This window comes from Chloroflexaceae bacterium (assembly GCA_025057155.1).
Lineage (GTDB): Bacteria > Chloroflexota > Chloroflexia > Chloroflexales > Chloroflexaceae > JACAEO01.
In genome coordinates this window covers 78,016-92,879 of record JANWYD010000005.1, presented here as the reverse complement: position 1 = coordinate 92,879, position 14,864 = coordinate 78,016, and the positions used below count along the sequence as shown (strand labels likewise).

At 67.4% G+C, this 14,864-nt stretch carries 9 protein-coding genes; 5 read left to right on the top strand and 4 right to left on the bottom strand.

Translation table 11 applies throughout. The features are described 5' to 3' along the window. Positions 1 to 91 precede the first annotated feature (91 nt). The 3 genes from NZU74_05480 to NZU74_05470 form a co-directional block, all read right to left on the bottom strand. Positions 92 to 679: a 4Fe-4S dicluster domain-containing protein gene (locus NZU74_05480; protein ID MCS6880763.1), complete on the bottom strand. Its 588-nt coding sequence runs from the start codon at positions 677 to 679 to the stop codon at positions 92 to 94. Between the two features lie 297 nt (positions 680 to 976). After that, entirely contained in the window at positions 977 to 2,221 is a 1,245-nt protein-coding gene (locus NZU74_05475; GenBank protein ID MCS6880762.1) for a hypothetical protein, read from the bottom strand. 252 nt (positions 2,222 to 2,473) lie between these two features. Beyond that, positions 2,474 to 5,446 (bottom strand): acyl-CoA dehydratase activase, encoded by a 2,973-nt coding sequence (locus NZU74_05470; protein MCS6880761.1) that lies wholly within the window; start codon positions 5,444 to 5,446, stop codon positions 2,474 to 2,476. Positions 5,447 to 5,685: 239 nt separating this feature from the next. On the opposite strand from NZU74_05470, the gene NZU74_05465 reads away from it, so the two are divergent. The 5 genes from NZU74_05465 (at position 5,686) to NZU74_05445 (ending at position 12,615) form a co-directional block, all read left to right on the top strand. Further along, the gene (locus tag NZU74_05465; GenBank protein MCS6880760.1) at positions 5,686 to 6,573 is read left to right on the top strand and encodes a hypothetical protein; all 888 of its coding nucleotides are present in this window, start codon (positions 5,686 to 5,688) and stop codon (positions 6,571 to 6,573) included. A gap of 315 nt (positions 6,574 to 6,888) precedes the next feature. After that, the gene (locus NZU74_05460; GenBank protein MCS6880759.1) at positions 6,889 to 8,001 is read left to right on the top strand and encodes an NDMA-dependent alcohol dehydrogenase; all 1,113 of its coding nucleotides are present in this window, start codon (positions 6,889 to 6,891) and stop codon (positions 7,999 to 8,001) included. 47 nt (positions 8,002 to 8,048) lie between these two features. Beyond that, the gene (locus NZU74_05455) at positions 8,049 to 9,923 is read left to right on the top strand and encodes a MoxR family ATPase (protein MCS6880758.1); all 1,875 of its coding nucleotides are present in this window, start codon (positions 8,049 to 8,051) and stop codon (positions 9,921 to 9,923) included. 501 nt (positions 9,924 to 10,424) lie between these two features. Next, a complete protein-coding gene (locus NZU74_05450; GenBank protein MCS6880757.1) occupies positions 10,425 to 11,438 on the top strand; it encodes an AI-2E family transporter in 1,014 nt (337 codons plus the stop codon). A gap of 169 nt (positions 11,439 to 11,607) precedes the next feature. Next, on the top strand, positions 11,608 to 12,615 hold the full coding sequence (locus NZU74_05445) for a hypothetical protein (GenBank protein ID MCS6880756.1): 1,008 nt from the start codon (positions 11,608 to 11,610) through the stop codon (positions 12,613 to 12,615). A gap of 61 nt (positions 12,616 to 12,676) precedes the next feature. Here NZU74_05445 and NZU74_05440 read toward each other — a convergent pair whose 3' ends face one another. Continuing rightward, the gene (locus NZU74_05440; GenBank protein MCS6880755.1) at positions 12,677 to 14,839 is read right to left on the bottom strand and encodes a glycosyltransferase family 39 protein; all 2,163 of its coding nucleotides are present in this window, start codon (positions 14,837 to 14,839) and stop codon (positions 12,677 to 12,679) included. Positions 14,840 to 14,864: the final 25 nt, after the last annotated feature.

Genomic DNA, 14,864 nt, shown 5'->3' with positions numbered 1-14,864 from the left:
ACGCTCCTCCAGACAGGTGTGGGACAGGGGATGGGAGAGAGGCCGCGCCTCGCCGCGTCTCTCCAGGCGGTACGCCCGGCGCGCCTCTTGCTCACACTGCATGGGCGGCGTCAATCTCGCGGGCCTTGTCGAGAATAGCCTTCAACTGCTCGATCTGCCGGATGGGCCGGGGGCTGAGATCGAGGCGCCTGCGCTTGAGCAACCCCATGCCGAGGGGCGCCATTTTCAGCGCGTCGAGGGGGCGGTGGTTGAGATAGTAGCGCGTGATCAGCCCCAGCTCGAAGCTGCGCCCGTAGTTCTCCACATGATCCACGAAGGTCTGGGCGAACCCTGGCCCTTTAGGCGCGGTGGTCTGCGCGCTGTAGCCGGCCTTGATGGCCATGCGTTTCAGGGTGTACATTACATCGGTGATGCGGATCTCCTGGGGACAGCGTTCCATGCAGTAGTAGCACGACACGCAGTACCAGGGCGTATTGCTGCGGAGCACAGCATCACGCATCCCGGCGGCGATCATGGCGAAGAGCGTCCGCGGGGTGTGGTCCATATCCGGACCGGAGGGACAGGACCCGCCACACGTGCCGCATTGCAGACATGCCTCAAGACGGGGATCAACCGGACACTCGGCAACGACTTCGCGGAAAAAGTCAGAGGTGCGCGACGTGGATGTGGATGTCGCCATGAATGCCTCCTCGTTGAGTATTGCCCATTCGCCTTCGAAACGGCGTTCAAGGCAAACGAGGCCCTGCGCCTGTCCACCTCGACGGATGCCGGCCCACAATCAGGGCGTAACCGGCATCTGGACAGGCTTTGAGAGGCTAGCTGCACAACGCAGCGCGACGATGAGCTAATCGCAACGATTCAGCGGATGTAGCGCCGAAAAATGACTATATGGCAAGAATGGATATGGGTTGCAAGGAATATAGCACGTTCCGTTATGGGAACCAGGGATGGCTTGATAACTTAACGCGACGTTCTATTAACCATTGGGGGCGTGGGGCAATCTTGAGGGTTGCCCTGCCTGCCGCGCCCGGAACTCGGCCGCCTGGTACATGAAGGCTTCGAGGCGCGTGGTGAGGTTGGTGCCGCCCTGGGCGTCGAAGGCGATGTCGAGCCAGGGGAGCTGATCGAGGTCGAGACGGAGCCGTGGGGCGATGGCCGCAGTGATGATCCCCGGCATGCACGAGAAGGGCATGACGTTGATCACTCCGCACACGCCGTGCCGGGCCAGTTCCACCGTCTTGCCGATGGACAGCAGGCACTCGTTGCCCAGGTCGGTTGAGTAGTATGGCTCGACGTAGCGCATCAGCCGGGCGACGGGGGTCTCGTAGGGATGGTCGAGGAGATGGGCCACGGGGCGCGCCAGGCGGCGTTCAAGCATGCGCTGGTAGCGGTCAACCAGGGCCATACGGGCGCGGGCCAGGGGTTGCCCGCGCACCCGGCAGGTGTCATCGTAGCGCCAGTTGGCGTAGTAGAGCCACTCGATGATCGGCGCCAGGTCAACCTCGCCTCCCAGGGCCTCGACCCGGCGCACCAGGTCGAGGTTGCCGTAGCGGTTGTGGCGCAGGTAGATTTCGCCGACGATGCCAATCAGCGGGCGGCGCTGGCAGGTCTCCACCGGCAGTTCCTCGAAGGCGCGCGCGGCCCGTTCCATCACTGCCAATAGCGCCCGCCCGCCGCCGGCCTCGGTAGCGGCCACCACCTCCTGCAGGCAACGCTGGTAGATCGCGTCAGCGACGCCCGGCTCGCGTTCGTAGGGCCGGTAGCGGTGCAGCAACTTCTGCAACAGATCCACCGCCACCGCTCCCTCCCAGATCAGGCGCCGCAGCCGCAACGGGTTCTTGCCCAGGCCCTGGTAGGCGTCGTTGACCGTCGGGCCGGTGATCTCCACTTCGTGCAGGCCCAGGCGGTCGAGGATGTGCCGTAGCAGGGTGACGTACTGCCCGAAGCGGCAGGAGCCGCTGCTGGTGACCATAAACAGCACCGCCCGCTTCGGGTCGAAATCGGGCTGGCGGGTCAGGCGCACCAGGTCGCCGCTGATCAACACGCAGGGGGCGCACTCGCGCCCGCCGCACTGGGCCAGCCCGAGCGCCAGCGTTTCATCGGTGGACGGCGGCATCACCACCGCCGGCTGCCCTTCGGCGCGGAAGGCCGCGGCCAGGATGAGGGCATGGTCGCACATGAATGGGAGGTAGTAGGTCTTCTGCGGCGCGGATACGCTCATAGGCCCGATGCCTTTCATATAATGGGAGCTACACGGTCACCTCCCCGCCAGCGGCCAGGAAGCCTGGCAAAACGCCGCCATCGCCACCGCCGCGGGCGGAGACCAGGGGCATGCGGGGAAGCGCAGCCTCCCCGCATGCCCCGACAGCAGGTGTGGCACCCCTCCCAGCCTTCCCCCACGGGGGAGGAGCCGGACGCCCTCCCTCCACGAGGCAAGGCCCGAGCGGGGAAGTACTTGCTGGAAAGGTTTTGCTCATAGGCCCTGCCTCATGCGCAGACTGTCAAAAAAGGCCTCGCAGCGGGTGATAATGCCGGCGTCGGCAGTGTGCTCATCAATTTCTAGCTCCAGAAAGGGCTTGTCGCCCATGATGCGCTTGAAGTAGCCGAGGAGGAAGGAGTCGGGGCCGCAGCCGAAATTGGTAATCACAATCGCCTGGAGGCGCGGATCGTCGCGAATGATGCGTCCGGCGGCGAGGATCTCCTGCCCGCCGCGCCAGTACATGCGGGGAAACTCATCGGACAGATCTGCTCCGCGCACCGGCAGGTAATCGAGGGGGATAGGCACGACGCCGAGCTTGCGGAGCTTGTAGGGCAGGTCGAGGCACAGGCGCGGGTCATTGGTATTGTAAGGATGCCCGACCAGCACCGCCGCCGGGCGGCCGGGCGGCAGGGCGGCCAGGGCGGCCCGGCCCCGCTCCTCCAGCGCGGCATAGAACGCCTGCTGCGCCGCGTTGCCCGCCGCGTCCGCCGCCTCAATCGCCGCCAGCGAAACGCCGAGCTGCCGGGCCAGGCGCCGCAGGTCGTGGCGCTTGAAGGCCGGATCGTGGAAGCGTATGGCGCCGAGGATGGGCCGGGCCTCCCGGCCATGCAGCGACAGATGCGCGGCGACCATGTAGGCCGTGGCGGGGATGAAGGGGCAGTAGTTGCTCTCCTCCTGGCCCGGCTGGGGGTCTTCGCGACTGACGACCACCGGCACGAAGAGGCGATCCACATCTTTGTCGAGCAGATCGAGCGCATGGCCGAAGGCCAGCTTGACAGGGAAGCAGGTCTCGGCGGCCGCGTGCTCCAGGGCGCGGCGCACGAGGGCCGGGCTGGTCGGCGCGGAGAGCACCACGTCCATGCCCAGAAGGGCGAAGAAGGCCCGCCAGTAGGGGAACATATCGTAGACGATCAGGCTGCGGGGCAAGCCGATGCGCAGCCGCCCGGGCCGGCGTTCGGGCTCGCGGTAGTCGCCCAGCCACAGACGCTGCCGCTCGGCGAAGTGATCGGGCAGATCCGCCGCACGGGAGCGGGCGCGCCCGGCCTCTTCGAAGCGATCGCAGAGCGCGCCGTAGAAGATCGGCGGCTCGCTGGCGATGGTCACCCGGTTGACCTCGCAGAGGTTGGGGCAGGCCTGGCAGACGAAAGTGCTGGTCGCGTAGTGTCGGTCGGAGAGGTCGAAGCCCCGAAAGCGCGTCGGCGGGCCGGCGCCGTTCCCGTGGCGGGCGAGTTCCTCCCGCGCCAGCAGGGCCGCCCCGATCGCTCCGGTGACATCGTGGTGCGGCGGCACGGTGATGGTCCGCCCGGTGAGGGCCTCGAAGGCCGCCACTACCGCCTGATTGGCGGCCACTCCCCCCTGGAAGAAGATCCGCGTGCCCAGGGGCCGCCCGGCCACCACACGGTTGAGATAGTTCTGCGCCACGGCGTAGGCCAGCCCGCCCACCAGGTCAGCCTGTCCCGCCCCCTGTTGCTGATGGTGCACCAGGTCGGACTCCATGAACACGGTGCAACGCTCCCCCAGGGCGGCGGGATGCCCGGCGGCGAAGGCCAGCTCGCTGAACTCGCGGCGCACACTGATACGCAACCGGTCGGCCTGCTCCTCGAGGAACGAGCCGGTGCCGGCAGCGCAGGCGCTATTCATGGCGAAGTCCACCACCGCCCCGTGGGCCAGACGGATGTACTTGCTGTCCTGCCCGCCAATTTCAAAGATCGTATCCACCGTGGGGTCGAGGGCCATGGCGGCGCGGGCCTGGGCGGCGATCTCGTTGCGCACCACATCGGCGCCGACGAAATCGGCGGTCAGGTAGCGCCCTGAACCGGTCGTTCCCACGCCGCACACCTCGACCCGGTCGCCCACCTCGGCCCATAACTCGCGCAACCCACGCTGCACCGCTTCCAGCGGCCGCCCGGCGGTGAGCAGGTAGCGCCGGGCAATCACCCGGCCGCCGGCCTCAACCAGCGCCAGCTTGGTGCTGATCGAACCAACGTCAATCCCCAGGTACGCCGGCAGGCGAGCGTCAGGCGCGGCGCAACCCATGGGCACTGTCGCGGGCGCAGCGATGATCCGGCGCAGGGGTGGCATGCTGCGTCGCGGCGCCGGGGCCTGCAACACTGCTTCGAGACGTTCAAGCTCGGGCAGGCGCGCCGTCGAGCCGCGTTCGGCGTCATCGCGGGCGATCAGCGCCGCGCCCAGGGCCGCCATCACCTCGTGGCGTTCGGGAACGATCAGCTCGCCGGGGGCCAGCTCCAGCACCGTCTCGAAGGCCCGCACCACGGCCTGGTTGTAGGCCACTCCGCCCTGGAAGAGAATGGGCGGCGTAAAGGGCTTGCCCCGCGCCACCACGCTCTTGAAATTGCGCGCCAGGGCCAGACAGAGACCGGCCAGGATGTCGGGCAAGGGACGGCCCTGCTGTTGCAGGTGGATCATATCGGACTTGGCGAAGACCGTGCAGCGCCCGGCGATGCGGGCCGGATTGCGCGACTGCAGGGCCAGCCGCGCAAACTCGCCCTCGATGGCGATGCCCAGACGCTCGGCCTGCTGGTCGAGGAACGAGCCGGTTCCGGCGGCGCAGAGCGAGTTCATAGCGAAATCAACCAGGCGCATCTGGCCGGTCGTTGCGTCCCACTCGAGCACGAGGAACTTGCTGTCCTGCCCGCCGATCTCAATTACCGAGCGCGCCGCGGGGTACAGCGCGCCCACCGCGCGGGTCTGAGTGATCAACTCGTTGACGTGGCGGCAGCCGATCAGCCGGGCAATGGCCTCGCCACCCGAACCGGTCAGGCACACCCCGGCGACGGCCGCCAGGTTGTGCACGGCGGCCAGATCGTTCAGGCAGGCGATCAACGTGGCGCGAGGCTGTCCATTCGAGCGCCGATAGCGGTGGGTGAGGAACGCGCCGGTCTCGTCGAGCAACACGACCTTGACCGTCGTTGAGCCGACATCGATCCCGATGAAACGTTCAGCCATAGACGGTCCTTTGATGACTGGAACACCAACGGGGTTACCGGTCATTTGCAGACGCGGCCCTGGCAGGCGTGATGTAGTAGAGCAACCCTCCGGGTTGCTCTACCAGGACCGAATCCTCCGAATGGCAACACCGCCGCGAAACTTTCCTCAGCAACTGTTCATATAAGTCAATTTCAGTAAATGAACAACCGGCGCAGAATTGAGAAGCGCGAACCTCAGAGGAAGGAGGGACAATCGTGATGCCATCCCCCTCGGCGAGCAGCGCGTGGTCATTCTGGGGGCTGGATCAGCGGCTATCGGCATCGCCGACCAGATCGTGGCGGCCATGGTCCACGCGGGCCGCAGCCTGGCCGAGGCGCGGGCGGCGATCTGGCCGGTTGACAGCCGCGGCCTGGTGCATAGCGGGCGAACCGATCTGGAACGCCAAGCAGGTCTACACCCACCCCGTGGAGCAGGTGGGCGCCTGGGGCCACGCCGACCTGGCGCGCATCCCCTTGCTCGAAGTAGTGCAGCAGGTGCGTCCGACGGCGCTGCTGGGCACGGCGGCGCAACCCGGAGCGTTCAATGAGGCCGTCGTGCGGGCCATGGCCGCCCATCCCCCGCGACCGGTGATCTTTCCCCTCTCGAACCCTACCAGCAAAAGCGAGGCCCGCCCCGCCGATCTGCTGGCCTGGACCGACGGGCGCGCGCTGGCGGCCACGGGCAGCCCGTTCGCGCCGGTCACCATCAATGGGCGGAGCGTACCGGTCGGGCAGTGCACCAACGCCTTTCCCGGCGTGGGACAGGGGATGCCGGCCAGCGAGGCGCGTCGCGTGACCGATGGCATGTTCATCGCCGCGGCGCGGGTTCTCAGCGAGGGCGCGCCCATCCGCCGCGATCCAGGTCTGGCGCTCTACCCCGTGCTGGAGGACGTGCGCAAGGCATCCCGCAACGTGGCCCACGCCGTCGCCCGGGCAGCCATGGCCGAGGGCAAGGCGCCCGTTATTGCCGATGATGAACTGACGCGGCGGATTGAATCAGCCATGTGGCAACCGGTGTATCGCCCCTACCGGCGAGTGGCCGCGGCGCCGGGAGAAGCACGGGATGAACAGGGCCCCTGGGAGGGAAAGGGGTTGCCTCCCTCCTGACAGCCTGGAGCGCGGGGAACCAGCCTGACCCGGGCAGGCCGGTAGCGGTTCCTTGTCGGTTTTCACACAGTTGGGTATAATATTTATATCCCACAGGAACGGTTTCCACAAGAACGGTTGCCAGGAGAACCCTGTGGGCGCAACCCATAGGGTTGCGCCGGTGGAGGTTGACCCCGACCAGGTGGACGCCTGGGAGGAGAACCCTGCGGGAGCAACCCATAGGGTTGCGCCCACGCGCCGCCCTGGCAGAGGCTTGGAGCAAGTGGAATTAGCCCTTTTGTGACCTCGTGACCGTCAACAGAAAGGAAGCAGTCAATGAAGACGACAGCAGCAGTGCTCTGGGATGTCGGCAAGCCGTGGGCCATCGAAGAGGTTGAACTCGACGAACCACGGGACGGCGAGGTGTTGATCCGCTTCGTCGCGGCGGGATTGTGCCATTCCGACGAGCATTTGCGGCACGGCGACCTGGTGCCGCGCTTTCCAATCGTTGGCGGTCACGAAGGCGCAGGGATCATCGAAGCCGTCGGTCCCGGCGTCACCCGCGTCAAGCCGGGCGACCACGTGGTCTGCTCATTCATTCCCTCCTGCGGTCACTGCCGCTGGTGCTCGACCGGCCAGCAGAACCTCTGTGACATGGGCGCTACCATCCTCGAAGGCTCGATGCCCGATGGCACGTTCCGCTTTCACGCCAGGGGCCAGGACCTCGGAGCGATGTGTATGCTCGGCACCTTCGCGCGCTACTCGGTCATTCCACAAAACTCGTGCGTGGTCATTGACCCGGATATTCCTCTCGAAGTCGCCGTCCTGGTCGGCTGCGGCGTGCCCACCGGCTGGGGTTCGGCAGTGTACGCCGCGCGGGTCGCTCCTGGCGATACAGTGGTGATCTACGGCATCGGCGGTATTGGCATCAATGCGGTGCAGGGAGCCGCTCACGCCGGCGCCCGGCACGTCATCGCGGTGGACCCGCTGGCCAATAAGCGCGAGAAAGCCGAGGAACTGGGCGCCACCCACAGCGTCGCCACGGCGGAAGAGGCGCGCGAGATCGCCATGCGGCTTACCCGCGGCGTCGGGGCCGACAAGGCAATTGTTACGGTAGACATCGTCAATGAAGAGGTGGTGCAGGCCGCGTTTGATGTCATCCGCAAGGGCGGCACGATGGTGCTCACCGGTCTGGCCGATCCGGCGAAGAAGACTGTGCACCTCTCCGGCGCGGTGATGACCCTCTATCAGAAAGAAGTCAGGGGCACGCTCTTCGGCCATTCCAATCCGATGTACGATATCCGCAAGCTGCTCGATCTCTATCGCGATGGCCAGCTCAAGCTCGATGAACTGGTGACACGGCGCTATCGCCTGGAGGAGATCAATCAGGGCTACGAGGACCTGCTCGCCGGCAAGAATGTGCGTGGCGTGATTATCCACGAGCACTGACACCGTCCGTGGGAGGGCGAGGCCCTCCCACGCCCAAGGGCCGCCTGATGCAGTTCCCTACCGAACATCTCTTTGAACGCCTTGAACAGAACATCGTCGGGCTGCGCCGTGAGGCCGAAATACTGGCCGTGGCCCTCGCCACCGGGCGCCACATCGTCCTTGAAGGGCCGCCGGGTACGGGCAAATCGTCCCTGCTGCGAACATTGGCCGCCGCAGCAGGGTTGCAGGTGGTCTTTGTCGAGGGCAACGCCGAACTGACCCCCGCCCGCCTGCTGGGGTCATTTGATCCCGCCATGGTCCTGCAGCAGGGCTACCAGCCGGAGTGCTTCACGCCGGGACCGCTCATGGCGGCGCTGCGGGAAGGGGCGCTGCTCTACATCGAGGAGTTTAATCGCGTCCCCGAAGAGACCCTCAACGTCCTGATCACGGTGCTGGCCGAGGGCGAGATCCACGTGCCTCGTCTCGGGCAGATCCGCGCCGGGGCGGGCTTCCGGCTGATTGCCGCCATGAACCCCTTCGACGCGGTAGGTACGGCTCGCGTGAGCCAGGCCATCGCCGACCGGATGTGCCGGGTGGCCATCGGGTATCAGGATGACGCAGCCGAGCGCCAGATTGTACGCCGGGCCACCGGCGGCGACGAGGCGCTGGTGGCAATGGCGGTCGCGCTCACCCGTATGACTCGCGCGCACCCCGACATTCGCCTCGGTTCCTCGGTGCGCGGGGCCATTGATCTGGTGCTGGTGGCGCAGGGATTGAGCCGTCTGCGCGGCGAGCCGGCGCCGGGGCGCGCCACGCTGCTCGACGCCGCCCTGGCAGCCCTCTCTGGTCGCATCAAGCTCGACGAAGGCTGCGAACGCACGCCCGAGGCCATCCTGGCCGACATGCTCGACCGGCTTCTGGCCGCCCAACAGGGCGAACCCACACCTCAGGCTCCGCCATCCGCGCAGCACGGAACCGGCCACGGGCCGGCGCCGCCAGCGGCTGGCGACCGGGGCCGAATGTTAACCGGCGCCGAGACGCGCGCCGCGGTGCGAGCCGCCGCGCGCCGCACCTTGAGCCGCTACGACCTGTCCACGACGCACCCGCACTTTCACATGGTTTCGCCCGCGGTGGGTGAGCTGGACGAACGGCATCTTGTCGGTTTATGTCAGACCGATCCCGACGCGGCCCTCAGCCTGCTCTGTGACCTGGCCGCCGCCACCGACCCGGCGCTGCGCACCAGGGCGCGCCGCCTGGCCGCGCGGATCTTCCTGCGCCTGGGGAAAGCCGGGTGGCGCTGGCGGCAGGGCTACCGGCGTCTGGTCGTGGAAACCGGTCGCGCCGAGGGTGAGCTTGATCTGGAGCGCACCCTCGAGCGCGCGCCGGGGCGAACGGTCACGCGCGACGAGGTGGTTACTCGCCGCTGGCGCGCCGGGGCGCGAGCAATCGCCCTGCTGGTTGACTACAGCGGCTCGATGCGCGGGCAAGCTCTGGCAACCGCGGCGATGGCCGCGGCAGCCACGCTCCTGGCGATTGATGCCCAGACGGATTGCAGCATTATCGCCTTTGCCCGTGACGCGCTGGTGCTGCGAGAACAGGGCCGCTACCGCTCGCCCGAGGCGGTGATTGACGATCTGCTGTCCCTGCGCGGCAAAGGCGTCACCAATCTGGCCGCGGTGCTGCGCGCCGCCGCAGCGCAACTGGCTCGCGCGCCCCGGGCCGAAAAGGTCGCGGTGTTGCTCAGCGATTGTCTGGCTACCGCTGGCGATGATCCCCTCACGGCCCTCACCGGCATTGAGCGCCTGCACGTGCTTGGCCCCAGCGCCGATCCCGAAGCGATCGCCGCTGGCCGCCGTCTGGCCGCGACGCGGCAGGGACATTACGTGCAGGTGCACACCGCCGCGGTGATCCCCCGCGCCCTTGCCACCCTCTTTTTTGCCTAACCAGTCTGTGGAGGTTTAGAGGTGTAGAGATGTGGAGGTGAATGCCAGATGGTTGAACCGGCCCCACACCTCCACACCTCCACATCTCCACAGACTGGCGCGATGCGGCTGTGACGCTATCTTCGGATCCGCGCGTCATGGTACTATAGACCGGGTTCACGCAGCAGCGGCAGCCGCCGTAACCGGCTTAGCTCAGAGGATCCTCGTGGCAACAAACACTGCCCGGCCGGCGGCGGTTGAGCCGGTAGCTGAACTTCGCGGCCTTTCGAAGGCCGAGGCCCGTGAGCGCCACGCGCGGGGGTCGGGTAACCGTCCGATTGGAAGGGTATAGGGAAACGGGCTTTCCCCCACATCCCTGCCTGGAGAGAGGGGCATGGGGACACCCGGTTTCCCCGCGCCTGTGCTCGTGGGAGGGGCCGGGAGGGCAAAGCCCTCCCAGGACACCCCTCGAAGAACCCCTGGAGGGTCCCCCTGCCCGGTGGGAGGATGTGCGAGGTCTCGATGCTGCAGATTACCGCCCGGACATGGTTCGCGTTGTTTGGTCTCGGGGTGGCGCTCATTCTGGTGGGACCGTTGCTGCCGCTGATCCGTTCGGTGGCCCTGCTGCTATTCCTGGCGGCCCTGTTGAGCATGCTCCTCTACCCGCTGGTGACGCGCCTGGGGCGACGGGGCGTGCCCGGCGGCCTCACCGTCGCCGGGGCGCTGACCCTGATTGTAGTACTCTTTCTGTATCTGGGGTTGCAAATGATGCCGCTCTTTGCCACGGCGCTCGATGGGCTCTCGCGGCTCCTGGTGGCGATCGCGCTGCGGCTCGAAGCCGGCGTGGTGCAACTGCCCCTGACGACCATCCTCAACACCGTGAGCGGGCTTATGGGGGGCGTGTCCAGCGCCCTGATCGGCGCCGCGGCCCAGGTGGGGGCGCTGTTCTGGACCCTGTTCGTGCTTGTGGTGCTGGTGTTCACCCTCGTCACCAGCAGCGGGACGCGCCTCTGGTTGCTGCACTTCTTCGTGCCGGCGGCCTACCGGCCCCGAGTGGTCAGCCTGCTCGGCGCAGTAAGCGAAGGGCTGTCGCGCTGGTTCATGGCCCAACTGGCGATTTCCGGCTACTACATCATCGGGTACGGCATTGCCGGCCTGGTGGTAGGCATCCCCTTCGCCATCCCGATTGCCGTCATTTCCGGCCTGCTGGAGTTCATCCCCTACCTGGGAGGACTGGTGGGCCTGGGACTGGCCGTGCTGGCCGCCTCGACGGTGAGCCAGTCGGCGGTTGTCTGGATCGTCATCGCCGAGGCCATAATCGGGATGATCGCGGTGTATGTGGTGGTGCCCTTTTTTTTCGCCCGGGCGATCAAGGTGCCGCCGGGCGCGGTGCTGTTCGGGCTCTATGTTGGCGGGCTGATCGGCGGCTTCTTCGCCGCGCTGCTCACGGTTCCGGTGGTAACAATTATCACCATTCTTATTCGTGAGTTGCGCCCGGTGAACATTCCGGCTGAGGGATCATCTCCGGACTCCTGAGGTGAGACGGGCGTCGGGGCAACCTGGTTTCTCCAACAGGGACACCTTCAAGGTTGTTCCCACCAGCTTGCGAAGGTTGCCCCTGCCGGCTTGCTCCTGAAGGCGGAAGCCTGGGGAAACCCGGTTTCCTCACACCCCTTCAATGATAATCACGTGGAAAGGCGCCCCTATGATTGAAGCCCATCACGACCCGCGGCTGCTGGTCCAGGTGCTGCACCGGCGCCCGTTGCGTTACACCGCCGGCGCCGATCCATCCCTCGACCGCCCGGCCCACGTGCGCGCGGCGTCGAGCCTGGTCCGCGTCGGGGATTATATGCTGGCCATTCAGGACGACGCGCATTTTGTGGCCCTGATTGACCTCGATTCCTGGGAGGTGCGCGCGATAACTCTGCCGCCGGGCCCCGACGGGAAGCGGCAGTTCGACGACCTGCGCGGCGCCAAGGCCATGAAGCTGGATCTGGAGGCCTGCGTGGTGGTGCCGGAGGCCGCCGGCCCGACGCTGATCGCCTTCGGCTCCGGCTCAACGCCGCAGCGCGAGCGCGTCCTGGTGATGCGCAACATCACGGCGCCGGCGCCGGACATTCGCCTGGTGGAAGCCACGGCCCTGTATGCGGCGCTCCGCACGCCAGCCTTTGCCGGCAGCGAATTGAACCTGGAAGGCGCAGTGCTGCTGCCCGCGGGCGAGACGCTGCGGCTTTTCCAGCGCGGCAACGGCGCGCCCCGCGGAGCGTTGCAACCGGTTGACGCCACCTGCGACATCGCCTGGCCGGCCCTGGCCGCCTACCTGACCGATCCCGCAACCGCCCCGCCTCCCCCCCTCCAGGCCATCACCCGCTACCACCTCGGCCTGCTCGACGGCGCGCGCCTGACCTTTACCGACGCCACCCTCTGCCCTGCCGGCATCCTCTACTGCGCCGCCGCCGAACGCTCGCCCAACGCCGTGGACGACGGCGAGGTCGTCGGCTCGGCCCTCGGCCTGCTGCCGCCCGCGGGCGCGCCACGCTATGCGCCCATCGTTGACCTCGACGGCGAGCTGCTGCCCCTCAAGATCGAGGGCCTGCTGCTCGACCAGCGCGACCCCGCCCTGGTCTTCCTGGTCGCCGACGCCGATGATCCTCTGGTTCCCAGCGAGTTGCTGACGGCGCGCCTCATCGGTCCGTGGTTCGACCCGGGTTGATCGGCACGCTATGTACAGCAATCCAAAATCCCAAATCCAAAATCCAAAATCCAAAATCGCATCACATCTGCCGCAGCACCAGCACGCGCCTGGTCCCATCGTTCCACTCCTGCACCACGTAGCCCTTGCCGCCCGCCGCTCCCGGCACGGCCGCCAGGGTCGGGAGAATTGCCGGGAGGTGATTGGTTTCCACGAAGCGATAGGGACCAAGACTGATGACGTGGTTGAAGCGTCCAGGTTGCCGTTTGACCACCAGCAGCCGCCGGGCCTCGTCGGGAGGGAAGGGCCGGGCGGCCAGAATGTAGACATACGGCTCGGCGATGCTGTCGGCGCTGACCCAGACTTCGGCGTAGCCGGGGGCCAGTTCCACCGTGCGGCGCACCGCCTCGGCGAGGCCGTCGTGGTTCAGGCCGGCCTGGAGCGGCGGATACGTCTGGGTGTAGAAGCGCCACCATCCAGCGCCCTGCCATAGGAGCGCCATCGCCAGCGCCAGCGCGCTCAGCCAGCGCGCCCACCACCATCCGGCCGCTCCCGGCCGCGGACGGCCCCGCGGCAGGAGCAGGGCCGCGCCCCATCCCACCAGCAGGGCGTAGAGTGGCGCCAGCGGCGCGGCGCGGAAAGCATGGGGGCTGGGTGTGGTCAGGCTCGCCGGCAGCGCCGCGATCAGCACCGCTCCGAGGATGAACAACGCCCGGAACCGCCCGGTCAGAGCATACTTCCACCGGGGGCGAACCAGGCTGCTGATCGCTCCCGCCAGGCCCAGCAACAGCAGTGGCAGGCTGGCCCAGAACTCCACTCCGAAGCCTGGCAAACTCGATGTTGAACTGCCATCGCCGCGCCGGTAGTAGAAGTCAGGTTGAAAGTAGACCGCGTAGCCCGCCCACCAGGCGCGGAACCAGGCCTCCCATGAGTCGGCCCGCAGGGCCGCCTGGTTCAGGCGCGTGGAACTGGCAGGGACGAACAACGTCACGTAGACGAAGGGCGCCCACAGGAGCGCCAGCAGCAACCCGGCCAGGACCAGGGGATGGTGAACCACGGCGCCGGGCCATGCCTTGCCTTCAGGAAACGTTTGAGCTGGAGCGTGGCTGCCGGCTGCCTCCAGGCGGCCCTTCAGCAGAGCCAGCGCCACTGCCAGCGCCGTCAGCAGGGGCACAGCGAGCTTGAGCGTGGGATAGGCGTACAGCGCCACTCCGGCCGCCAGGGCCAGGCCCAGGGCCGCGCGCCGGTCGCCGCGTTCGATGAAGCGCACCCCGGCCAGCAGGCAGAGGGTCCAGACGGTCGGCACGAGGGACGGCGGCATAGCCACCCGGCTGATGAAGACCTGCCAGGGCGAGAGAGCCATCATCAATCCCGTTGCGAACGCTCCGAGCGGCCCCAGGCCCAGCGCGCGAGCCAGGGCGTAGCCGAGGGGCGCGGCCAGTGCGCCCGCCACTGCCGTAACCATGCGGCCCACCATGCGTTCAGGTCCGAAGAGGGCCACGAAGGGCAACTCCAGGTAGGTCAGCAGCGGCGAGATCCAGTCGCCCAGGGCCTCGAAGGCTCCCAGAGGCAGCAGGTGGCCCAGATGGTCGCGCCCGGTGCGTGAAAGGTGCCAGGCGTCCACCAGGCTGATCACCTCGTCAACCCGCCAGCCCGGCGGCGTGCTCTGGAGCTGGAAGACGCGCAACCCTAACGCCAGACCAAAGAGCGCCAACGGCGCCGCCAATCCGCGCCGGACGCTCCAGGCAAAGGCCGCCGCGACAGCCAGGTAGACTGGCAGGAGTGCAAGGCTGCGGGCAAGCGCGTCCACGGGCCAGCCGCCAGGCCTCACGCTCAGACTGAAGAGCGTGAAGCCCACCCAGCGGGGATCCCTGGCCGGTGGACGATCAACGGTAGAGGTGATGGTCAGGCTGGCAACCCCTGGCGGCAGGCGGAGATAATAGTTGCGGGGGCCCTCTGGCGCAGCGAAACGCGTCAGCACGCCCCGGTCATCGTGCAACGAGAGATACGGTGTGGAACGGCCCTCCCAGCGCGTGGCGGCGAGCCGCAGGCGCACCGCCGTCGGCCCGCTGTGCCGGGTGATGGGGATGACCACGCGGTCACCGCTCCACCGATAGACAAGACCGCCGGACTGCTCCGGCGCATAGAGGCCGCTGGTTGTTTCCAGGCTGGCCGCCGGACGGGTGAGCAGCCAGGCAGCGGTGGCCATCCAGAGGCACAGGGCGACAACCAGGGCACGGCTCATATCCATTCCTGTCGGCGCCCCGCAC

Coding starts and splice junctions, on each gene's coding strand:
- NZU74_05480 (MCS6880763.1), bottom strand. CDS start 679: ATGGCGACATCCACATCCACGTCGCGCACCTCTGACTTTTTCCGCGAA.
- NZU74_05475 (MCS6880762.1), bottom strand. CDS start 2,221: ATGAGCGTATCCGCGCCGCAGAAGACCTACTACCTCCCATTCATGTGC.
- NZU74_05470 (MCS6880761.1), bottom strand. CDS start 5,446: ATGGCTGAACGTTTCATCGGGATCGATGTCGGCTCAACGACGGTCAAG.
- NZU74_05465 (MCS6880760.1), top strand. CDS start 5,686: ATGCCATCCCCCTCGGCGAGCAGCGCGTGGTCATTCTGGGGGCTGGAT.
- NZU74_05460 (MCS6880759.1), top strand. CDS start 6,889: ATGAAGACGACAGCAGCAGTGCTCTGGGATGTCGGCAAGCCGTGGGCC.
- NZU74_05455 (MCS6880758.1), top strand. CDS start 8,049: ATGCAGTTCCCTACCGAACATCTCTTTGAACGCCTTGAACAGAACATC.
- NZU74_05450 (MCS6880757.1), top strand. CDS start 10,425: ATGCTGCAGATTACCGCCCGGACATGGTTCGCGTTGTTTGGTCTCGGG.
- NZU74_05445 (MCS6880756.1), top strand. CDS start 11,608: ATGATTGAAGCCCATCACGACCCGCGGCTGCTGGTCCAGGTGCTGCAC.
- NZU74_05440 (MCS6880755.1), bottom strand. CDS start 14,839: ATGAGCCGTGCCCTGGTTGTCGCCCTGTGCCTCTGGATGGCCACCGCT.